This is a genomic window from Enterobacter sp. H2G27 (assembly GCF_054403075.1).
The window spans coordinates 3,819,318-3,841,760 of record NZ_JBSVSI010000001.1 but is presented as its reverse complement, the minus strand read 5'-3'; the positions used below and the strand labels follow the sequence as shown (position 1 = coordinate 3,841,760).

Here is a 22,443-nt window from a genome sequence, read left to right as displayed (position 1 = left end):
ATCCACTGTTGTAGATCAAGGAATCGCCGCTCAATCTTTCCGTTAAGAATTATTCACTATTTAAATCATTGTGTTATGCGAGAATGACTATTTTATGGGCGCTTACAATTTCCCGTAACTTCTCATCATTTCTGAATAAAGGGCTTACCTGAGCGGGATAATCTGCTGTTTTTAGCAGCAGATTTCCCGTCTTCTTTGCGATCTGCGTCGCATTTTAGAACATGATCTTTAGCCTCTGGATGGGCGTTATTCGACCACAACACGCCCATGCAGAGACTGTACCGGACGGTTATTATCGTGATGCATTGTCCCGGTGAATCTGGCAAGTTGTTCTGCAGAAACCGTCAAGGGTTGCTTAAGCACAATCCAGGTGACGCCTTCTGAACACGGCGGGGTGGTCAGTGAACCGCTAAAGCGCCAGTACGTTTTATCTTTCGGCAGCAGTTTGTTCAGGTTGAGATCCTGTTTGATGGAGATGTTCTGCTCGGCCTGCTGAGGCATAACGCGCCACAGTTTTTCAAGCTCCGGGTTTGCGGCCCCTTTATCAAACATGACCGCCACCACCGTCAGTTCCCCGCCGGCATTTTTATGAACCAGATGCATTTCCATCGCGTACCTTTTGCCATGCACGGTATTTTCGCTCGGCGCGTGAAAATGGAACTGTTGTAACGTCCAGGTTTGCTTATCAAGAGTAAGGGTATCGCGGGTGTCAGCCTGTTCACCAGCCTGAATGGTATGGCCATTGTTTGTCAGTGTAACAGGGCCATCAACGTAGTGGGTTTGCAGCGGGGAAAGATGGGCGTTAGCGGTGGAATCAATATTAATCGGAGACTGGTTCATCCCGCTTTGACAGGTCTTGTAGGCCTCGTCCAGCTCGCCCCAGTGTTCCGGTGAACCTTCCCCTTCGTAGTTCCAGTGTGATGCAAATGCTGAAGCCGAGATCATGCTCAGAGCCAGCAGCGCTGCCTTGCCTGTAATGTGTTTCATCATATTCTTCCGGTGAATTTTTGTAATACAAACCAACGTGATTTGTGTGGTTATTTTACCGAAGAATGACCGGGGGAGAGAGGATTATCAAAGGGAGAAAGGCGTGGTCAGATGACCACGCCAGATTCTTATTTTTTACGGCCGGTGATGCGGCACCACTCTTCTTTTTCCACGACCGGATCGAGGGCAAAGAGATCGGCGTAGGCTTCACATACGCTGTCGGCCTGGCTTGCCAGGATACCGGAAAGCCCCAGCAGACCGCCCTCAACGGGCAGCACGCTGATTAGCGGGGCCAGCTCGCGCAGTGGGCCCGCCAGAATGTTTGCGACCACCACGTCGGCTTTCATCGCTTCTGGCTGCGCATCCGGCAAATACAGCTCCAGTCGATCGGAAACGCCATTACGCTCGGCGTTGTCACGGCTGGCCTGAATCGCCTGCGGATCGATATCGATCCCGATAGCTTTTGCCGCGCCCAGCTTCAGGGCAGCAATCGCGAGGATCCCGGATCCACAGCCGAAGTCGATCACTGTCTTACCGTCCAGATCCAGACCATCCAGCCACTGCAGGCACAGGGACGTGGTTGGGTGAGTGCCGGTACCAAACGCCAGGCCCGGATCGAGCATGACGTTAACCGCGTTATCATCAGGAACGTCGCGCCAGCTCGGGCAGATCCACAGGCGTTTGCCGAACTGCATCGGGTGGAAGTTATCCATCCACTCGCGTTCCCAGTCTTTATCTTCCAGCTGTTCGATTTTATGGGCAAAACCCGCACCCAGCAGAGGATGATTCTCCAGAATCGCGACAACCTCTTTCATGTTGGTTTCGGCATCAAACAGGCCAATAACGTCGGTATCACCCCACAGGCGGGTTTCGCCCGGCAACGGCTCAAAGACCGGCGTGTCATGCGTGTCCTGGAAGGTGATAGAGACCGAACCGGCCTCCATCAGCGCATCGCTCAGTTCCTCGGCGTTAGCGCCGGTTGTGTTCAGTTTTAGTTGGATCCACGGCATGGCAAAACTCTTTATTTATCAGTAGAAATCATAGCGGGCTGTGGGAGGGGCTGACCGAAACGGTTTCCCACCACAAACGCCAGTAAACTCAGCAGTAACGAAGGCACAATCGGATGGAAGCCCAGGTACTGAATCTTAAACGTTGCAAGGACGGCGTACAGCACACCGCCGACAATCATGCCGCTCAGCGCGCCCGCAGCGTTTGCACGCTCCCAGTAGAGCCCTAACACCAGCGGCCACAGGAATACCGCTTCAAGCCCACCAAACGCCAGCAGGTTCAGCCAGATGATCATCTCAGGCGGGCGCCATGCGGCTAACAGCAGCAATGCCCCTAACGCCAGAGTAATAATGGCCGACATGCGCTTCAGGCGCCGTTCATTCTCTGCCTGCTCAGGACGCAGGTTCAGATAGAGATCTTTAATGATCGTAGCGGAACTTTGCAGCAGCTGAGCGTTGATTGTCGACATAATGGCGGCCATCGGGGCGGCGAGGAAGATCCCGGCGGCAAATGGCGGCAGCACTTTAACCATCAGGGTTGGGATAACCAGATCGGGTACGGTAAGGTCAGGAATAACTGCCCGGCCTAACGCGCCCGCCAGGTGCATACCAAACATCAGGATCGCAACCACGATAGTGCCGATAATGATACCTCTGTGCACGGCTTTGCTGTCTTTGTAAGAGATACAGCGCACGGCGGTATGCGGCAGGCCAATCACTCCAAAGCACACCAACACCCAGAACGAGGTCATAAAGGTTGGCGAAAGGATGTCATCTGCGCCCTGCGGAGAGACCAGTTTCGGGTCGATGGTTTCCAGCGTTTCGACTGCGTGGCTCAGGCCACCAGCAGCATGCACAATGCCCACCAGCAGAACAATGGTGCCAACAAGCATCACCAATCCCTGCATCGTATCGTTCAGCACGCTGGCTCGGAATCCGCCGAACGCGGTATACAGCGCAATGCTGACTCCGAAGATGATCAAGCCTGTCTCGTAGGGGATCCCGGCCGCCGTTTCCAGCAGACGTGCCCCGCCGATAAACTGCACCGTCATTGCGCCAATAAAGGCCACCAGCAGGCTTAAGCTGGCCAACCACACCAGTAAACGGCTCTGATAGCGGGCAAACAGCATATCATTGAGCGTCACGGCATTATAACGGCGCGCCAGAATGGCAAATTTTTTGCCCAGTATGCCCAGTGAGAGCCAGACGGCTGGAAGCTGGATCATCGCCAGAAGCACCCAGCCTAACCCATATTTATAGGCTGCTCCGGGTCCGCCGATAAACGAACTGGCACTGATGTAGGTCGCGGTCAGCGTCATGGCCAGCACGACGCCGCCCATCGAGCGGCTACCAAGAAAATACTCGTTCAGGAAGGTGCCCGTCGTTCTTTTACGCATGGCGTAAACGGATAAACCAAACACCACTAACAAGTAAGCGATAAGCGGCAGAATGACTTCAAGCTGCATCATCGTCCTCCAGCGGGATATCGCGATAGATGAATTTCACCATTGCCCAGCACAGCAGGATGAAGACCAGCGGTACCAGCAGGCACGCCATTTCGAACCAGTGCGGCAGGCCGGTGAAGCCAATAGCGGAGTCAGGTAAGTAAGCAGTTACCAACCATGCTGCGAGATAGAGAAGGGTCAGCCACAGCGCCCAGCGCGCTTCTTTATGGGCCTGAACAAAACGTTTGTTCATTTATTGTCCCTTGTGGATGAAGAAAGCGGGGATTGTACATGATGAGCCTTTCCAGGCCCCAGAAATAAAAAAGGCCGGATAATCCGGCCTTTTAGCAACACAGGTCTCTTACTTCTCGTTCAGACCGAGTTTTTTCTCCAGATAGTGGATGTTAGTTCCACCATTCTGGAAGTGCTCGTCGCTCATGATGCGCATCTGCAGATCAACGTTGGTTTTGATACCGTCGATGATCAGCTCCTGCAGGGCGTTCTTCATGCGGGCAATCGCCACGTCACGATTTTCGCCGTAGCAGATGAGCTTGCCGATCATTGAGTCATAGTACGGCGGTACGGTGTAACCGGCGTAGATATGAGACTCCCAGCGCACGCCAAAGCCACCCGGCGCGTGGAAACGCGTGATTTTGCCCGGGCTTGGCAGGAAGGTGTTCGGGTCTTCGGCGTTGATACGGCATTCTACCGCATGGCCTTTCACCACAACTTCTTCCTGCTTGATGGAAAGCGGCTGGCCTGCAGCGATACGCAGCTGCTCTTTGATCAGGTCAACGCCGGTGATCATTTCGGTAACCGGGTGCTCAACCTGAATACGGGTGTTCATTTCGATGAAATAGAACTCGCCGTTCTCGAACAGGAACTCAAAGGTACCCGCTCCACGATAGCCGATATCGACACACGCTTTAGCGCAACGCTCGCCGATGTAGCGACGCAGTTCCGGAGTAATGCCCGGCGCTGGTGCTTCTTCGACCACTTTCTGGTGACGACGCTGCATAGAGCAGTCACGTTCTGCCAGATAGATTGCGTTACCCTGACCGTCAGCCAGCACCTGAATTTCGATGTGGCGTGGGTTTTCCAGGTATTTTTCCATGTACACCATGTCATTGCTGAAAGCGGCTTTCGCTTCTGCTTTGGTCATGGAGATGGACTGCGCCAGTTCAGCATCGCTACGCACAACGCGCATACCGCGACCGCCGCCGCCGCCGGACGCCTTGATGATAACCGGATAGCCAATGCGTTTAGCATGAGCACGGTTAGCATCCATGTCGTCGGTCAGAGGGCCGTCAGAGCCTGGTACGGTTGGAACACCGGCTTTTTTCATGGCGGTGATTGCAGACACTTTGTCGCCCATCAGGCGGATGGTGTCGGCTTTCGGGCCGATGAAGATGAAGCCAGAGCGTTCAACCTGCTCAGCAAAGTTGGCGTTCTCAGAGAGGAAGCCATAACCCGGATGAATTGCCACCGCGCCGGTGATTTCAGCGGCACTGATGATAGCCGGGATGTTCAGATAGCTTTTTACGGACGGAGCCGGGCCAATACAGACCGTCTCATCCGCCAGCAATACGTGTTTTAAATCGCGATCCGCGCTTGAGTGCACAGCGACGGTCTTGATGCCCAGTTCTTTACAGGCACGAAGAATACGCAGTGCGATCTCGCCGCGGTTGGCGATAACAATTTTATCCAGCATGTACGCCTCGTTACTCGATGACGACCAGCGGCTCGTCAAATTCAACCGGCTGACCACTTTCGACCAGAATCGCTTTCACAGTACCTGATTTGTCTGCTTCGATCTGGTTCATCATTTTCATCGCTTCTACGATGCACAGGGTATCGCCGACGTTGACTTTCTGACCCACTTCGATGAACGCCTTCGCGTCAGGGCTCGGGGTGCGGTAGAAAGTACCAACCATTGGGGAACGTACGATGTGACCACTGATTTCTGCTGCAGCGGCAGGTGCGGCTTCAGCTGCTGGTGCAACGGCTGCGGAGAGCGCAGGCTGCTGCACTGGCGCAGCATAAGCCTGCTGCATTACCGGGAAGCTAGCGGCTGGGGCTGCACGGCTGATGCGTACAGACTCTTCGCCTTCAGAAATTTCCAGTTCGGAGATGCCTGATTCTTCAACCAGCTCGATCAGTTTTTTAATCTTACGAATATCCATGAGTGGGTTCCGTACTCTTGTTTAGTGTGATTGTGACAAGCGTTTTACCGCTGTCTGTAAAGCGTATGAATAGCCGTCTGCGCCCAGTCCACAGATAACGCCAGCAGCGATATCCGACAGATACGAATGGTGACGGAACGGCTCTCGGGCGTGCACATTACTCAGGTGGATCTCGATAAACGGGATACTCACCGCGAGAAGTGCGTCGCGGATAGCAACACTGGTGTGCGTAAACGCGGCCGGATTGATCAGGATATAGTCCACATTGTCTTTAGCCTGATGAATACGGTCGATGAGTGCGTACTCCGCATTCGACTGAAAATGATCCAAATCCACATTCAGCGACGCTGCTTCCGTTCCAAGACGGTTAACAATTTCACTCAATGTCAGCGTGCCGTACTTCTCTGGCTCACGGGTGCCGAGCATGTTCAGGTTCGGTCCGTTCAAAACTAAGATATGGAACTTATCAGTCATTATGCCGCTATCTCCTGCGATTTTCGGGTAAAAAACAAAATATACCTTCGAAACGCAAATGTCACCTTTTCAGAGGCTTAAAACCGCTGTCAGGCGAACCAAGGTCGCACATTATAACGATTTCGTAGCATTTAGCAGCTAAATACTGGTCTTATCAGGGAAGATTATCAACCGCTATCCGAAAAAGATTTGCGGTTGACCGGTAATCTGCGGGAAAACGCACAGTTTCGCGAACTATCGCAACCACTGACGGAACTTCTTGTAACGCCATGCTAAAAGCGCCACGGCGGCCAGTGCGTACAGGACCGGCTGCGGGGAGAGGATCTTCACCGACCACAGGTAATGAATGGGAGCGAGGATCGCGACAAGATAGACGAAGTTGTGCAGCAGCTGCCAGCGCCTGCCCAGTTTTCGCTGTGCATATTGCGTGGAGGTTAGCGCTAACGCCAGTAAAACCACCCAGCTCACGATGCCCAGCGTCAGATAAGGGCGTGTCACCAGTTCGCGGCCAAGCAGCGCCAGATTGTTAATTCCCAGTTCCAGCAGGGCATAGCTGGTAAGGTGCAGCGTTGCCCAGGCAAAACACCATAGCCCTAACAGCCGACGGGTGCGTATCAATAAGGGCTGTTTAGCGTAGCGCGCCAGCGGCGAGACGAGCAAGGTGGCCAGCAAAAATTTCAGAGCCATCCGACCGGTAAAATGCTGGATATCCTTGGCCGGGTCTGCGCTAAAGAGCCCCTGGCTGGCGGCCCAGAACAGCCAAATAAAAGGAAGTACCCCGGCCAGGTGCAGAAGCACTTTCAGCCAGGTAATCTGTTTTGCCGTTAGACGCACTCAGAAGTTCTCCCGTAAGTTGAGACCACGATAAAGCGAGGCCACTTCATCCGCATAACCGTTAAACAGCAGCGTCGGCTGGCGCTTCACGTCCAGCGCACCGCCGGAACCAATAAACCGCTCGGTCGCTTGCGACCAGCGCGGATGATCCACATGCGGGTTCACGTTGGCGAAGAAACCGTATTCGTCCGGGGCCGCCAGATTCCAGGTGGTTGGCGGCCGCTCACGGGTAAGCTTAATGCTGACGATAGATTTAATCCCTTTGAAGCCATATTTCCACGGTACGGTTAAACGGATGGGGGCACCGTTCTGCGGCGGAAGCGCCTTACCGTAAACGCCGACGGTCAGCAGGGTGAGGGGGTGCATAGCTTCGTCGAGACGTAACCCTTCTACATACGGATAATCAAGCCCGCCGCCGATAAACCGATCTTTCTGCCCGGGCATTTCGTCCGGCGCATAGCGAGTCTGGAAGGCGACATATTTTGCATTGCTGGTGGGCTCAACCATCGCCAGCAATTTATGCAGCGGGAAGCCGACCCAGGGCACAACCATCGACCAGGCTTCCACGCAGCGCATGCGATATATACGCTCTTCGAGCGGGAAACGGGTGGTGAGATCGTGGTGGTCCAGCGTCAGGGGTTTCGCCACTTCGCCATCAATCTTCAGCGTCCACGGATCGGTTTTGAGGCTCCCCGCGTTGGCGGCAGGATCGGCCTTATCGAGACCAAATTCGTAGAAGTTGTTATAGCCGGTAACTTTATCTTCCGGCGTGAGCGTCAGCTTGTTTTGCCATTCGGCCGGTTTCGTAAAGGTGAGCGGGGCGCCGGATGGAGCCTTTGGCCGATCGTTGCCTTTAAACCAGTCGAGCAGGTCGGCGTGTGCCGCTGGAGAGAGCGTCAGGGCAGTGGCGCTGATGCCAAGCATTTTCAGGATCTGGCGGCGCTGTAACATAAAGACAGACTCAGACGTTACGTCGGCTTCCGTCAGTTTTCGGTTTTTCATGGCATCCTCCGTCATGCGTTTTTCTAAGCATGACGGAGGAGAGGGATTCGCGCGAATATGTCACGAAAATTTGAAGATTAGGCGATTTTCACCAGCGCGCGACCGTGGAACTGGTTATCCATGATCTTAGAGGCGTATTCCGGCGCCTGGCTCAGGTTTATCTCCGTCGCGCTCTGGGTATAGAAAGATTCCGGCAGATCGCGCACCAGCCGTTCCCAGGCTTCATGGCGACGAGCCGCAGGTGTCATCACGGAATCCACGCCCTGCAGGCGGACGTTACGCAGAATAAACGGCATCACGGTGGTTGGCAGGGCAAATCCGCCCGCCAGACCGCAGGCTGCCACGCAGCCGCCGTAGTTCATCTGAGCCAGGATTTTGGCCAGCACCTTATCACCTACGGTATCCACAGCCCCTGCCCAGACCTGTTTTTCCAGCGGACGGGTTTCAGCGAATTCGTCACGGCTGAGAATGCGGTTTGCACCGAGCTGGCGCAGATAGTCATGGGTGCTTTCACGGCCGGAAACCGCAGCGACCTGATAGCCTAGCTTGTGGAGCAGCGTGACAGCCGTGCTGCCCACGCCGCCGCTGGCGCCGGTGACGACAATGTCACCCGACTCAGGGCGGATACCCGCATCTTCCAGCGCCATCACGCACAGCATGGCGGTAAAGCCTGCCGTACCGACGATCATCGCCTTGCGTCCATCCATGCCTTTCGGCATCGGCACCAGCCAGTCGCCCTTCACGCGCGCCTGCGTGGCCAGCCCACCCCAGTGATTTTCACCCACGCCCCAGCCGGTGAGCAGCACCTGCTGGCCCGGATGGAAGCGCGGATCCTCGCTGGTATGAACCCGGCCCGCGAAATCAATACCAGGCACCATAGGGAAATTTCGGATGATTTTACCCTTACCTGTAATAGCCAGCGCATCTTTATAATTTAAACTGGACCAGTCGATGTCGACGGTTACTTCGCCTTCCGGCAGGCGGCTCTCTTCTACCGGCTGCACTGAGGCAAGCGTTTTGCCGTCCTGCTGTTCTAAGATCAAAGCCTGCATACGGGGTCCTCTCAACTCATATGATTGGAAAATAATTTCTGAAGACTATACTCGCTCAGGGAAACGCGGTGCCGATTTAACGCAATAAATTGCCAGATACACCCGATTTGGTAGTATGCCGCATTTGAAATGCAAGTTAGCGCTTACTCGCTACCCCCATCAACCCACGGAGTAATCTCAAGGATGCGATTAACGACGAAGTTCTCAGCTTTTATCACCTTGCTGACGGGGCTTACCATTTTTGTCACCCTTCTGGGCTGCTCTCTGAGCTTTTACAACGCCATTCAGGACAAACTGGTCAACCGGGTACAGTCTGTCGCGTCGGTGATTGATACGCGTCTGCTAACGACGCCGCTACCAGCGCTCACCAGTGAGCTTGATGAGTTGATGGTACCTGTTGATATTGTTCAGATCGACATTCAGCAGGGAAAGCATCGTGTTTTAAGCCATGAACGGCCGGGGAGTTATCGGCCTGCGGGCGTGGTGAGCCAGTATCGGGAAGTGACGGTGCATTCCCTCAAAAATCCAGGGATGACCATACGCATGGTCTATCTCGATCCGATGGCCAGCTATTTCCGATCCATGATGACCACCGCGCCGCTCACCGTCGCGGTGGCGTTTATCGTCCTGCAGATCTTTCTCGCGGTCCGCTGGCTGCGCCGCCAGCTCTCCGGCCAGGAGCTGCTGGAGATGCGCTCCGTACGTATCCTGAACGGTGAACGCGGCCCGCAGGTGCGCGGTTCGGTTCATGAATGGCCTTCACGCGCCAGCAGCGCGCTGGATACCTTGCTCTCCGAAGTCCAGTTTGCCAGCGACCAGCGCAGCCGTATGGATACGCTGATCCGCTCTTATGCTGCGCAGGATAATAAAACTGGCCTTAACAATCGTCTTTTCTTTGATAATCAGCTGGCCACGCTGCTCGACGATTCAGAAAAAGTGGGGACACATGGGGTAGTGATGATGATTCGCCTGCCCGATTTTGATCTCCTCCGCGACACATGGGGACAGCGGGCCGCGGAAGAAAATCTCTTTACGCTAATCAACCTGCTCTCCACCTTTATTATGCGCTACCCGGGCGCATTACTGGCCCGCTATCACCGCAGTGACTTTGCCGTGTTACTGCCGCACCGTACGCTGAAGGAGTCGGAAAGCATCGCCAGCCAGCTGCTGAAGGCGGTGGATGCGCTGCCGCAGAGCAAAATGCTCGACAGGGATGATATGGTCCATATGGGGATCTGCGCCTGGCGTGGCGGACAATCGACAGAACAGGTAATGGAACATGCGGAAGCCGCTACCCGCAACGCTGTCTTACAGGGGGCGAACGGATGGGCGGTGTATGATGACTCGCTGCCGGAAAAAGGGCGCGGTAACGTGCGCTGGCGTACTTTGATTGAGCAAATGCTGAGCCGCGGCGGACCGCGTATTTATCAAAAACCCGCGGTCATGAAAAACGGCAATGTTCATCACCGAGAGCTGATGTGTCGTATTTTTGACGGTACCGAAGAGGTCATCTCTGCGGAATATCTGCCGATGGTGCTGCAATTTGGGCTGTCCGAAGAGTATGACCGCCAGCAAATTACCCGGCTGATTCCGTTTTTATCCTTCTGGCCTGAAGAAAACCTGGCGTTACAGGTCACCGTTGAGTCGCTAATACGCCCACGTTTTCAGCGCTGGCTACGTGATACATTAATGCAATGCGAAAAATCACAGCGCAAACACATTATTTTTGAACTTGCTGAGGCCGATGTAGGTCAACACATCAGCCGGTTACGTCCGGTGGTACGTTTGATCAATGCGCTCGGTGCGCGTGTAGCGGTGACGCAGGCTGGTTTAACGCTGGTCAGTACCAACTGGATCAAGGAACTGGATGTGGAGTTATTAAAGCTACATCCGGGGCTGGTAAGGAATATCGAGAAGCGTACGGAAAACCAGCTTCTGGTACAGAGTCTGGTAGAAGCATGCAAGGGAACGCGAACACAAGTGTTTGCCACGGGCGTGCGCTCCAGAAGCGAATGGCAGATGTTAACAGCGCGCGGCGTGATGGGTGGTCAGGGGGATTTTTTTGCTGCCTCTCAACCGCTTGACACCAACGTGAAAAAATATTTGCAAAGATACTCTGTTTGACCTGCCGTTTACGCTGTTTTCACGTAGAATATCGCGCCTGTAGCTTTGAGTATGTCGAGCAAAAAGCCAGTGAACGACCTTTAATGGGTTACAAACGTCAGTGGGGAACGCAACTGTTTACTCAGCCCTGAAGGAGTCAGGGGATGATTTTGTAACATCAGGAAACGTACTGCATAAATTTTCACCGTTGCAGATGATTTTTGCGCCTTGTCGCTGCTGCGTGTGGTTGGTAAAGTAAGCGGATTTTGTTTTCCGCCCCAGCTTTCAGGATTATCCCTTAGTATGTTGAAAAAATTTCGTGGCATGTTTTCCAATGACCTGTCCATTGACCTGGGTACCGCGAATACCCTTATTTATGTAAAAGGACAAGGCATCGTATTGAATGAGCCTTCCGTTGTGGCCATTCGTCAGGATCGTGCAGGCTCGCCAAAAAGCGTGGCCGCAGTGGGTCATGACGCGAAGCAGATGCTGGGTCGTACCCCAGGCAACATTGCCGCTATCCGCCCAATGAAAGACGGCGTTATCGCCGACTTCTTCGTGACTGAAAAAATGCTTCAGCACTTTATCAAGCAGGTTCACAGCAACAGCTTCATGCGTCCAAGCCCGCGTGTTCTGGTGTGTGTGCCGGTTGGCGCAACCCAGGTAGAACGTCGCGCAATCCGTGAATCTGCCCAGGGTGCAGGTGCGCGTGAAGTGTTCCTGATTGAAGAGCCAATGGCGGCGGCAATCGGTGCAGGTCTGCCTGTGTCTGAAGCGACCGGTTCCATGGTGGTGGATATCGGTGGTGGTACCACTGAAGTGGCCGTTATCTCTCTGAACGGCGTGGTGTACTCCTCTTCCGTACGTATCGGTGGTGACCGCTTCGACGAAGCCATCATTAATTATGTGCGCCGTAACTACGGCTCTCTGATCGGTGAAGCCACCGCAGAGCGTATCAAACATGAAATCGGCTCTGCGTATCCGGGCGATGAAGTGCGTGAGATCGAAGTACGTGGCCGTAACCTGGCTGAGGGTGTTCCACGCGGTTTCACCCTGAACTCCAACGAAATTCTGGAAGCACTGCAGGAACCACTGACGGGCATCGTGAGCGCGGTAATGGTCGCGCTGGAACAGTGTCCACCAGAGCTGGCGTCCGATATCTCCGAGCGCGGTATGGTTCTGACCGGTGGTGGTGCGCTGCTGCGTAACCTCGACCGCCTGTTAATGGAAGAGACAGGTATTCCTGTCGTAGTTGCAGAAGATCCACTGACTTGCGTCGCCCGTGGTGGTGGCAAGGCGCTGGAAATGATCGACATGCACGGCGGCGATTTGTTCAGCGAAGAGTAGTCGAGTTTGAGAGGGTAGCAATTTGCTACCCTTTCTCTCTGACGCGAGAATACGCATAGCCTATGAAGCCAATTTTTAGCCGTGGCCCATCGCTACAGTTTCGCCTCATTCTGGCGGTTCTGGTTGCGCTTGGGGTCATTATTGCCGATAGCCGCCTCGGTACGTTCAGCCAGATCAGAACGTACATGGATACCGCCGTCAGTCCTTTCTACTTTGTTTCAAATGGTCCCCGTGAACTGCTTGACTCCGTTTCTCAAACGCTGTCTTCGCGTGACCAACTCGAACTCGAAAACCGGGCATTACGTCAGGAACTGTTGCTGAAAAACAGCGAACTGCTGATGCTGGGGCAATACAAGCAGGAGAACGCGCGTCTGCGTGAACTGCTCGGCTCGCCGCTGCGTCAGGATGAGCAGAAAATGGTCACGCAGGTGATCTCCACCGTGAACGACCCCTACAGCGATCAGGTTGTGATCGACAAAGGCAGCGTGAACGGGGTGTATGAAGGCCAGCCAGTTATCAGCGATAAAGGCGTAGTAGGCCAGGTTGTTGCCGTGGCTAAACTGACCAGCCGCGTGCTGCTGATTTGCGATGCCACGCATGCGCTGCCGATCCAGGTCCTGCGCAACGACATCCGCGTGATCGCGGCCGGTAACGGCTGTACGGACGACCTGCAGCTGGAACACCTGCCGGCTAACACGGATATCCGCGTAGGCGACGTGCTGGTGACGTCTGGTCTGGGTGGACGCTTCCCTGAAGGCTATCCGGTTGCGGTGGTCTCTTCGGTCAAGCTGGATACCCAGCGTGCCTATACCGTGATTCAGGCGCGTCCAACTGCTGGTCTGCAGCGTCTGCGCTATCTGCTGCTGCTGTGGGGTGCCGATCGTAACGGGGCTAACCCGATGACGCCTGAAGAGGTCCATCGCGTAGCAAACGAGCGCCTGATGCAGATGATGCCGCAGGTTCTTCCGCCTGCGGATTCCATGGGGCCGCCTGCGCCAGTCCCGGCGCCGGCAACCGGGTTAACGCAGCCGCTGCCGGATGCGCCGCCACCGCCTAAACTCTCTTCGGGAGGGCAGTAGTGGCAAGCTATCGTAGCCAGGGACGCTGGGTCATCTGGCTCTCGTTTCTTATTGCACTGTTACTGCAGGTTATGCCCTGGCCGGATGACATTCTCGTTTTCCGGCCAAACTGGGTATTGCTCATTTTACTCTACTGGATCCTTGCCCTGCCGCATCGCGTAAATGTCGGCACAGGTTTTGTGATGGGTGCCATACTGGATCTCATTAGCGGCTCAACGCTTGGCGTACGCGCCTTGTCCATGAGCATTATTGCGTACCTCGTCGCACTCAAATTCCAGCTCTTTCGTAACCTTGCGCTCTGGCAACAGGCCCTGGTGGTGATGCTATTGTCGCTCGCTGCGGATATCGTTGTTTTCTGGGCAGAGTTTTTAGTGATCAACGTCTCTTTCCGACCGGAAGTGTTCTGGAGTAGTGTAGTAAACGGTGTGCTCTGGCCATGGCTATTCCTGCTGATGCGTAAGGTTCGCCAGCAGTTTGCTGTGCAATAAAAGGTTTCTATGACGTCTTTGTATCTCGCTTCCGGCTCCCCGCGCCGTCAGGAACTCCTGACGCAGCTAGGGGTCTCTTTTGAACGCATCGTGACCGGCATTGAAGAAAAACGTGCTGAGGGCGAAAGTGCTCAACAGTACGTGTCACGTCTGGCGCGGGAGAAAGCGCAGGCGGGCGTGGCCAGTGTGCCACGCGATCTTCCCGTGCTGGGGGCAGATACCATCGTTATCCTGAACGGTGAAGTGCTGGAGAAACCGCACGACGCCGATCATGCAGCGCGCATGCTGCGCAAGCTGTCCGGACAAACGCATCAGGTGATGACGGCCGTCGCGCTGGCTGACAGCCAGCATGTGCTGGACTGCCTGGTGGTGACGGAAGTGACCTTCAGAGTACTTACCGACGACGACATCGCCGCTTATATTGCCAGCGGTGAACCGATGGATAAAGCAGGTGCATACGGTATTCAGGGGCTGGGTGGCTGTTTTGTCAGGAAGATTCATGGCAGCTATCACGCCGTAGTCGGCTTACCGCTGGTGGAAACGTATGAGTTGCTGAGCAATTTTAACTCACTGCGTGAGGGAAGGGATAATTATGACGGCTGAATTGTTGGTAAACGTAACGCCCTCGGAAACCCGTGTGGCCTATATTGATGGTGGCATTCTTCAGGAAATTCATATTGAGCGTGAAGCGCGGCGCGGAATAGTAGGCAATATCTACAAAGGTCGTGTCAGTCGTGTACTACCGGGTATGCAGGCGGCTTTTGTAGATATTGGACTCGATAAGGCGGCATTTTTACATGCCTCCGATATCATGCCGCACACCGAGTGCGTCGCGGGCGAAGAGCAAAAGCAGTTTGCCGTGCGCGACATTTCTGAACTGGTGCGTCAGGGACAGGATCTGATGGTGCAGGTGGTGAAAGATCCCCTCGGTACCAAAGGCGCCCGTCTGACCACCGACATCACCTTACCTTCCCGCTATCTGGTCTTTATGCCCGGCGCGTCGCACGTGGGCGTTTCGCAGCGTATTGAGAGTGAAACCGAGCGCGAGCGTCTGAAGAAAGTGGTCAGCGCCTACTGCGATGAACAGGGCGGATTTATCATCCGTACCGCCGCGGAAGGGATCAGCGAGGAAGACCTGGCGTCGGATGCGGCTTACCTGAAGCGCGTCTGGACAAAAGTGATGGAGCGTAAAAAACGTAACCAGACCCGCTATCAGCTCTATGGTGAGCTGGCGCTGGCGCAGCGCGTTCTGCGTGATTTTGCCGACGCGCAGCTCGACCGCATTCGCGTGGACTCTCGTCTGACGTACGAGGCCCTGCTCGAGTTTACCGCCGAATATATCCCTGAGATGCCTGGCCTGCTGGAGCACTACACCGGGCGTCAGCCGATCTTCGATCTCTATGATGTCGAAAACGAGATCCAGCGTGCCCTGGAGCGTAAGGTCGAGCTGAAGTCAGGCGGCTATCTGATCATCGATCAGACTGAAGCGATGACTACCGTCGATATCAACACCGGCGCTTTTGTCGGCCATCGCAACCTGGATGACACCATCTTCAACACCAATATCGAAGCCACGCAGGCAATTGCGCGCCAGCTTCGTCTGCGCAATCTGGGCGGCATTATCATCATCGACTTCATCGATATGAGTAATGAAGACCACCGTCGCCGCGTGCTGCACTCGCTTGAGCAGGCGCTGAGCAAAGACCGCGTGAAAACCAGCATTAACGGCTTCTCGCAGCTGGGGCTGGTGGAAATGACGCGTAAGCGTACCCGCGAGAGCGTGGAGCATGTGCTGTGCAATGAATGCCCAACCTGCCATGGACGCGGAACGGTAAAGACGGTTGAGACCGTCTGCTACGAAATTATGCGTGAAATCGTCCGTGTTCATCATGCCTACGACTCCGATCGTTTTCTGGTCTATGCTTCCCCTGCGGTGGCTGAAGCGCTGAAAGGCGAAGAGTCGCACGCGCTGGCGGAAGTGGAAATCTTTGTCGGCAAACAGGTAAAAGTACAAATTGAACCGCTCTATAACCAGGAGCAGTTTGACGTCGTGATGATGTAAGCGCAGTACGCTGCGTGACGAAGCTGACAAGGAGAGATGCGTGAGGCGATTGCCGGGGATTTTATTGCTTACAGGGGCAACGCTGGTCGTGATTGTCGCGTTGCTCGTGAGCGGGCTACGCCTCGTTTTACCGCATCTGGACAGCTGGCGTCCGCAGCTGCTGGCGAAAATCGAATCCACCACCGGCGTGCCGGTGAACGTAAGCCAGGTTAGCGCTAACTGGCAGAATTTTGGCCCGACGCTTGATGTCCGGGATATCAACGCCAGCCTGAAAGATGGCGGCTACCTGAAAATCAAACGCGTGACCCTGGCGCTGGACGTCTGGCAAAGCCTGCTGCATCTGCGCTGGCAGTTTCGCGATCTCACCTTTTATCAGCTCCAGTTTCTGACCAATACGCCGCTGTCTGGCGGCGATAGCGGTCAGGGTCTTGAAGCTAACCGCTTCAGCGATCTTTTCCTCCGCCAGTTCGATCATTTCGATCTGCGCGACAGCGAAGTGAGCTTTATTACCCTTTCCGGGCAGCGCGCCGAGCTGGCGATCCCGCAGCTTACCTGGCTTAACGGTAAGGATCGGCACCGCGCCGAGGGGCAGGTCAATCTCTCGAGCCTGAACGGCCAGCACGGCGTGATGCAGGTGCGTATGGATCTGCGCGACGATGACGGCCTGTTAAATAACGGCAAAGTCTGGCTTCAGGCCGACGATGTGGACGTCAAGCCGTGGCTTGGCGACTGGCTCCAGCAAAACATGCAGCTGGAAACGGCCCGCTTCAGCCTTGAGGGCTGGTTGACCCTGACGAAAGGCGAATTTGCCAGCGGTGATATCTGGCTCAAGCAGGGGGGCGCGAGCTGGAAAGGCGAAAAACAACAGCATCAGCTTTCCGTCGATAACCTCACCGCGCACGTGACGCAGGAGAAAGAGGGCTGGCAGTTTGCCATTCCCGATACGCGCATCACGATGGACGGCAAGCCGTGGCCGCGCGGTGCGCTGACGCTGGCCTGGATGCCGGAGCAGGACGTTGGCGGCACCGCCAGTAAACGCAGCGACGAGCTGCGCATCCGCGCCAGCAACCTGGATTTGGCCGCCATTGAAGGGCTGCGATCGATGGCGGCTAAGCTCTCTCCTGACCTGGGCGAGATCTGGCTGGCTACGCAGCCGAGCGGAAAGATTGATTCTCTGGCGCTGGATATTCCGCTTCAGGCGACGGAAAAAACCCGTTTCCAGGCGACATGGAAAGATCTTGCCTGGAAGCAGTGGAAGCTGCTGCCGGGTGCGGAGCACTTTAGCGGCAAGCTGGAAGGCAGCGTGGAGAACGGCAGGCTGACGGTTGATATGCACGACGCCAAAATGCCTTACGAGACGGTCTTCCGCGCGCCGCTGGAAATCGAACAGGGCAACGCAGTGCTTAACTGGCTCCGTAACGATAAGGGTTTCCAGCTCGATGGTCGGCATATCGACGTCAAAGCGAAAGCGGTGCACGCGCGCGGCGATTTCCGCTATCTGCAGCCTGAAGGCGATGAGCCATGGCTGGGGATTCTGGCCGGGATCAGTACCGATGATGGCTCCCAGGCCTGGCGCTATTTCCCGGAAAACCTGATGGGGAAAGCGCTGGTAGACTATCTCAGCGGCGCGATTCAGGGCGGTCAGGCGGATAATGCCACGCTGGTCTACGGCGGTAATCCCCATCTGTTCCCGTACAAACACAATGAAGGTCAGTTCCAGGTTCTGGTCCCGCTGCATGACGCAACCTTCGCGTTCCAGCCGGGCTGGCCCGCGCTGAAAAACCTGGATATCGAACTTAATTTCCTCAATGACGGACTCTGGATGAAGTCCGACAGCGTGGCGCTGGGCGGCGTGACGGCCAGCAACCTGACGGCCAACATCCCGGATTACTCCAAAGAGAAGCTGCTGATTGATGCCGAGATCAACGGTCCCGGCAAGGCGGTGGGACCGTACTTTGAGGAGACGCCGCTGAAAGAGTCGCTGGCCGCGACGCTTCAGCAGCTCCAGCTTGATGGCGATGTGAATGCTCGCTTACATCTTGATATCCCGCTGGACGGAGAGATGACCACCGCCAAAGGTGATGTCCGCCTGAAAAACAACAGCCTGTTCATCAAACCCCTTGAGAGCACGCTGAAAAATCTCAGCGGGCAGTTCAGCTTTGAAAACGGTAACCTGAGGAGCGAGCCGCTTACTGCCAGCTGGTTTAATCAGCCCGTGAATATCGACTTCACGACCACAGAGGGTGAAAAGGCGTATCAGGTGGCCGTCAATCTGGACGGCAACTGGCAGCCAGGGCGTATGGACGTCCTGCCGAAGCTCATTGAGGCGTCAGTGGATGGCGCGGTCGCCTGGCAGGGTAAAGTGGCAATCGACCTGCCTTATCACGCGGGAGCCCAGTATAAGGTCGACATCACGGGTGACCTGAAGAATATTCGAAGCCAGCTGCCAGCGCCGCTGGATAAACAGGCCGGACAGCCGCTGCCGGTAAAGCTGAACGTCGATGGCAACCTGAACAGCTTCGCACTGACCGGCAGCGCGGGCGGGACAAACCACTTCAACAGCCGCTGGTTGCTTAACCGCAAGCTCACCCTCGACAAAGCCATCTGGACTACGGATAGCCGCTCCACGCCGCCGCTGCCGGAGCAGACGGGCGTTGAGCTGAATCTCCCACCGATGGACGGTGCAGAGTGGCTGGCGCTGTTCCAGAAAGGCGTTGGGCAAAACGTTGATGAAACCGCCCAGTTCCCGCAAACCATTACCGTACGTACGCCTTCGCTGATGCTGGGCGGGCAGCAGTGGAACAACCTGAGCATCGTCTCGCAGCCTGGCGCTAACGGCACGAAGGTAGAGGCCCAGGGCAGAGAGATCAACGGTACTTTGACCATGCGCAATCACGCGCCATGGCAGGCGGCGATTCGCTATCTCTACTACAACCCGGCAAGCGCCACGAGCGGGAAAGATAAACCGGCGGAAGCGTCTCCGCTGAGTAATGCCTCCCGCGTCGATTTTAGCGGCTGGCCCGATCTCCAGCTGCGCTGCGCTGAGTGCTGGCTGTGGGGGCAGAAATATGGCCGTATTGACGGTGATTTCACTATTCAGGCCAACACGCTTACGCTCTCCGGTGGCCTGGTTGATACCGGCTTTGGCCGCATGACGGCCGCAGGGGAGTGGGTGAATAACCCGGGCGAGCAGCGAACGTCCCTCAAGGGCGACATCAAAGGCAACAAGCTGGATGCGGCAGCCAATTTCTTTGGTATCAGCACGCCGCTGCGCGGTTCGTCATTTGATGTTAATTACGATCTTCACTGGCGCGACGCTCCGTGGAAGCCCGATGAGGCCTCGCTGAACGGCATTCTGAAAACCCGCTTTGGTAAAGGTGAGATAGCCGACGTGAGCACGGGGCGCGCCGGGCAGATCCTGCGCCTGCTGAGTTTTGATGCGCTGCTGCGCAAGCTGCGCTTCGATTTCAGCGATACGTTCAGCGAAGGTTTCTACTACGATTCCATCCGCAGTACGGCATGGATTAAGGACGGCGTTCTGCATACGGACGATACGCTGGTGGATGGCCTGGAAGCGGATATCGCCATGAAAGGCTCGGTCAACCTCGTGCGCCGCGAACTGGATATGGAAGCCGTGGTGGCACCGGAAATTTCCGCGAGCGTGGGCGTTGCGGCGGCCTTTGTGGTGAACCCGATTGTCGGTGCGGCGGTGTTTGCCGCCAGCAAAGTGCTGGGTCCGCTGTGGAGCAAGGTCTCCATTCTGCGCTACCGCATTACCGGTCCGGTCGATAAACCGCAGATTAACGAGGTGCTGCGCCAGCCGCGCAAAGATGCACAGCAATGATTTGACGTGGGCAGGTAATTGCCTCACTCTCAATAAATACGATCTTTATACCGCCACGGGCGGCAACGAACGAGTAGCAATACGATGAGTCTGAACCTGGTAAGTGAACATTTGCTCGCAGCGAACGGCCTGAATCATCAGGACCTGTTCTCCATTCTTGGTCAACTGACCGAACGCCGTCTCGACTACGGCGACCTTTATTTCCAGTCGAGCTATCACGAATCCTGGGTTTTAGAAGACAGCATCATTAAAGATGGCTCTTACAACATCGACCAGGGCGTCGGCGTCCGCGCCGTCAGCGGCGAGAAAACCGGTTTTGCCTATGCCGATCAGATTAGCCTGGCTGCACTTGAGCAGAGCGCGCAGGCCGCGCGTACCATTGTGCGTGATACTGGCGATGGTCGCGTGAAAACCCTTGGAGAAGTGCAGCACTCTGCGCTCTATACCAGCATCGATCCTCTGCAGAGCATGAGCCGTGAAGAGAAGCTGGATATCCTGCGTCGCGTGGACAAAGTCGCCCGCGCGGCGGATAAACGCGTGCAGGAAGTTTCAGCCAGCCTGAGCGGTGTGTATGAACTGATTCTGGTGGCGGCAACGGACGGCACTCTGGCGGCAGACGTTCGCCCGCTGGTACGTCTCTCCATCAGCGTGCAGGTCGACGACGATGGCAAACGCGAGCGCGGCTCAAGCGGTGGCGGCGGTCGTTTCGGCTATGACTGGTTCTTGGGCGACGTTGACGGTGAAGCGCGCGCTGACGCGTGGGCAAAAGAAGCCGTGCGCATGGCGCTGGTGAATCTGAATGCCGTCGCGGCGCCGGCGGGCTCATTCCCGGTGGTGCTGGGTGCTGGCTGGCCGGGCGTGCTGCTGCACGAGGCGGTAGGCCACGGGCTGGAAGGCGACTTTAACCGTCGCGGGACGTCGGTCTTCAGCGGTCAGATCGGGCAGCTTGTCTCCTCTGAACTGTGCACCGTGGTGGATGACGGCACGATGCGCGATCGTCGCGGCTCGGTGGCTATCGACGATGAAGGTACGCCCGGCCAGTACAACGTGCTGATCGAAAATGGCGTGCTGAAAGGCTACATGCAGGACAAACTCAACGCGCGCCTGATGGGCGTCGCGCCGACGGGCAACGGACGTCGCGAATCTTACGCGCACCTGCCGATGCCGCGCATGACCAACACGTATATGCTGCCGGGTAAATCCACGCCGCAGGAGATTATCGAATCCGTTGATTACGGTATCTTTGCGCCAAACTTTGGCGGCGGCCAGGTGGACATCACCTCCGGTAAGTTTGTCTTCTCTACTTCAGAAGCGTACCTGATCGAGAAGGGCAAAGTGACCAAAGCGGTGAAAGGTGCGACGCTAATTGGCTCTGGTATTGAAGCCATGCAGCAGATCTCGATGGTCGGTAACGATCTGAAACTGGATAACGGCGTGGGCGTCTGCGGTAAAGAGGGCCAGAGCCTGCCGGTTGGCGTGGGCCAGCCAACGCTGAAAGTGGACAACCTGACGGTGGGCGGCACGGCGTAAGTTTTCCCGTCACTCTAACCCTCTCCCAAACCGGGAGAGGTGTCTCGAATTACAAAACCTATTCTTTCCTTCTTCCCCGCATCCCCTGAAACAGCTCTGCTACGTCCACAAAATACTCGGTCAGATAGTTAATACACACCTGCACCTTTAGCGGGAGTTTGTCTTTTTCGGTATACAGGGCGTACACCGGACGCGGATCGGACTGGTAGCGCGGGAAGAGGATCTCAAGCACGCCGCTGTTGATCTCGTTGATCACCCACATTAACGGCACGTAGGCAATCCCGGCGCCGGCCACCAGCCAGCGCGAAATGGTCATCGGATCGTTAGTGACAAATCGCCCTTCAGGCAGCAGTTTGGTGGAGATCCCTTCCGGGGCAATCAGCTCAAATTCATTGTCGGGCCGCACGCTGTATTCCAGCCACGAGTGGTTGGTGAGATCGGCGGGTTTCTCCGGAACACCGTACTGGGCCAGATAGCTCTTCGAAGCGCAGACGACCATCGGCATGCTGCCCAGCCGACGCGAGAACAAGCTGGAATCCTGCAGCGCGCCGACGCGGATCACCACGTCCAGACCGTCGGCAATCAGGTCCGGTGCCGGGATACCCGTCACCAGATTAACGGTAAGCCCGGGATACTCTTTCAGCATATCCGCCGTCATGGCAGCGAGAACATTTTGTGCCATAGTTGAAGAACACCCGATGCGCAGCGTGCCGATGGGGGTGTTGTTGAAGGCGTAGAGCTGTTCGTGAACATCCTGCACTTCCAGCAGCATACGGCGACAGCCCTGATAGTAAATTTTGCCCGCTTCCGTCAGCCCAATGCTGCGGGTACTGCGGTTGAGCAGCTTGACCTGAAGCTCATCTTCCAGTTTAGAGACCGTCTGGCTGATGGATGAGACGCTCATCTGAAGCTGGCGTGCAGCGGCGGTAAAGGAGCCCAGTTCAACCACTTTGGCGAAGACCGACATGCGTTTTAAACGTTCCATTGTTCACTCTGGCTTAAAAGT

At 55.8% G+C, this 22,443-nt stretch carries 19 protein-coding genes; 8 read left to right on the top strand and 11 right to left on the bottom strand.

What is annotated here, in order from left to right:
- Positions 1–246 precede the first annotated feature (246 nt).
- The 10 genes from ACW9E7_RS18250 to acuI form a co-directional block, all read right to left on the bottom strand.
- The gene (locus tag ACW9E7_RS18250) at positions 247–987 is read right to left on the bottom strand and encodes a carbonic anhydrase (RefSeq protein WP_127732844.1); all 741 of its coding nucleotides are present in this window, start codon (positions 985–987) and stop codon (positions 247–249) included.
- A gap of 128 nt (positions 988–1,115) precedes the next feature.
- The gene (gene prmA / locus ACW9E7_RS18245) at positions 1,116–1,997 is read right to left on the bottom strand and encodes a 50S ribosomal protein L11 methyltransferase (RefSeq protein WP_458728186.1); all 882 of its coding nucleotides are present in this window, start codon (positions 1,995–1,997) and stop codon (positions 1,116–1,118) included.
- A gap of 11 nt (positions 1,998–2,008) precedes the next feature.
- A complete protein-coding gene (panF, locus tag ACW9E7_RS18240; RefSeq protein WP_274243320.1) occupies positions 2,009–3,460 on the bottom strand; it encodes a sodium/pantothenate symporter in 1,452 nt (483 codons plus the stop codon).
- Positions 3,450–3,692, bottom strand: coding sequence for a YhdT family protein (locus ACW9E7_RS18235; protein ID WP_458728185.1), 243 nt, complete (start codon positions 3,690–3,692; stop codon positions 3,450–3,452). Before ACW9E7_RS18235 ends, panF begins: the two co-directional genes overlap by 11 nt.
- A gap of 108 nt (positions 3,693–3,800) precedes the next feature.
- On the bottom strand, positions 3,801–5,150 hold the full coding sequence (gene accC, locus ACW9E7_RS18230) for an acetyl-CoA carboxylase biotin carboxylase subunit (protein ID WP_003860388.1): 1,350 nt from the start codon (positions 5,148–5,150) through the stop codon (positions 3,801–3,803).
- A gap of 10 nt (positions 5,151–5,160) precedes the next feature.
- Positions 5,161–5,622 (bottom strand): acetyl-CoA carboxylase biotin carboxyl carrier protein, encoded by a 462-nt coding sequence (gene accB / locus ACW9E7_RS18225; RefSeq protein WP_010436174.1) that lies wholly within the window; start codon positions 5,620–5,622, stop codon positions 5,161–5,163.
- Positions 5,623–5,643: 21 nt separating this feature from the next.
- A complete protein-coding gene (gene aroQ / locus ACW9E7_RS18220; RefSeq protein WP_023309405.1) occupies positions 5,644–6,096 on the bottom strand; it encodes a type II 3-dehydroquinate dehydratase in 453 nt (150 codons plus the stop codon).
- A gap of 234 nt (positions 6,097–6,330) precedes the next feature.
- Positions 6,331–6,930: a protein-methionine-sulfoxide reductase heme-binding subunit MsrQ gene (msrQ, locus tag ACW9E7_RS18215; protein WP_111964998.1), complete on the bottom strand. Its 600-nt coding sequence runs from the start codon at positions 6,928–6,930 to the stop codon at positions 6,331–6,333.
- Positions 6,931–7,932, bottom strand: a complete 1,002-nt coding sequence (gene msrP / locus ACW9E7_RS18210; protein ID WP_248228435.1) for a protein-methionine-sulfoxide reductase catalytic subunit MsrP — start codon at positions 7,930–7,932, stop codon at positions 6,931–6,933.
- Between the two features lie 77 nt (positions 7,933–8,009).
- Complete coding sequence (gene acuI, locus ACW9E7_RS18205; RefSeq protein ID WP_115876371.1) at positions 8,010–8,984, bottom strand: acrylyl-CoA reductase (NADPH); 975 nt, start codon at positions 8,982–8,984, stop codon at positions 8,010–8,012.
- Positions 8,985–9,167: 183 nt separating this feature from the next.
- On the opposite strand from acuI, the gene csrD reads away from it, so the two are divergent.
- From csrD to tldD, 8 genes are all read left to right on the top strand, one after another.
- Positions 9,168–11,108 (top strand): RNase E specificity factor CsrD, encoded by a 1,941-nt coding sequence (gene csrD / locus ACW9E7_RS18200; RefSeq protein ID WP_458728184.1) that lies wholly within the window; start codon positions 9,168–9,170, stop codon positions 11,106–11,108.
- A gap of 282 nt (positions 11,109–11,390) precedes the next feature.
- Positions 11,391–12,434 (top strand): rod shape-determining protein MreB, encoded by a 1,044-nt coding sequence (gene mreB, locus ACW9E7_RS18195; protein WP_000913396.1) that lies wholly within the window; start codon positions 11,391–11,393, stop codon positions 12,432–12,434.
- A gap of 62 nt (positions 12,435–12,496) precedes the next feature.
- Positions 12,497–13,513, top strand: a complete 1,017-nt coding sequence (gene mreC, locus ACW9E7_RS18190) for a rod shape-determining protein MreC (protein ID WP_023309400.1) — start codon at positions 12,497–12,499, stop codon at positions 13,511–13,513.
- Positions 13,513–14,001 carry a rod shape-determining protein MreD gene (mreD, locus tag ACW9E7_RS18185; protein WP_023309399.1) on the top strand — a complete coding sequence of 163 codons (489 nt, stop codon included), beginning with the start codon at positions 13,513–13,515 and terminating at the stop codon, positions 13,999–14,001. The genes mreC and mreD overlap by 1 nt, the downstream gene beginning before the upstream one ends.
- Positions 14,002–14,010: 9 nt before the next feature.
- Positions 14,011–14,604, top strand: a complete 594-nt coding sequence (locus ACW9E7_RS18180; protein WP_111964994.1) for a Maf family protein — start codon at positions 14,011–14,013, stop codon at positions 14,602–14,604.
- A complete protein-coding gene (rng, locus tag ACW9E7_RS18175) occupies positions 14,594–16,063 on the top strand; it encodes a ribonuclease G (RefSeq protein WP_111964993.1) in 1,470 nt (489 codons plus the stop codon). Before ACW9E7_RS18180 ends, rng begins: the two co-directional genes overlap by 11 nt.
- A gap of 40 nt (positions 16,064–16,103) precedes the next feature.
- Positions 16,104–19,907 (top strand): AsmA2 domain-containing protein YhdP, encoded by a 3,804-nt coding sequence (gene yhdP / locus ACW9E7_RS18170; RefSeq protein ID WP_458728183.1) that lies wholly within the window; start codon positions 16,104–16,106, stop codon positions 19,905–19,907.
- 84 nt (positions 19,908–19,991) lie between these two features.
- Positions 19,992–21,437 (top strand): metalloprotease TldD, encoded by a 1,446-nt coding sequence (gene tldD / locus ACW9E7_RS18165; protein ID WP_023309396.1) that lies wholly within the window; start codon positions 19,992–19,994, stop codon positions 21,435–21,437.
- Positions 21,438–21,495: 58 nt separating this feature from the next.
- On the opposite strand, the gene aaeR is transcribed toward tldD, so the two are convergent.
- Positions 21,496–22,422 (bottom strand): HTH-type transcriptional activator AaeR, encoded by a 927-nt coding sequence (gene aaeR / locus ACW9E7_RS18160; RefSeq protein WP_023616809.1) that lies wholly within the window; start codon positions 22,420–22,422, stop codon positions 21,496–21,498.
- Between the last annotated feature and the right edge of the window lie 21 nt (positions 22,423–22,443).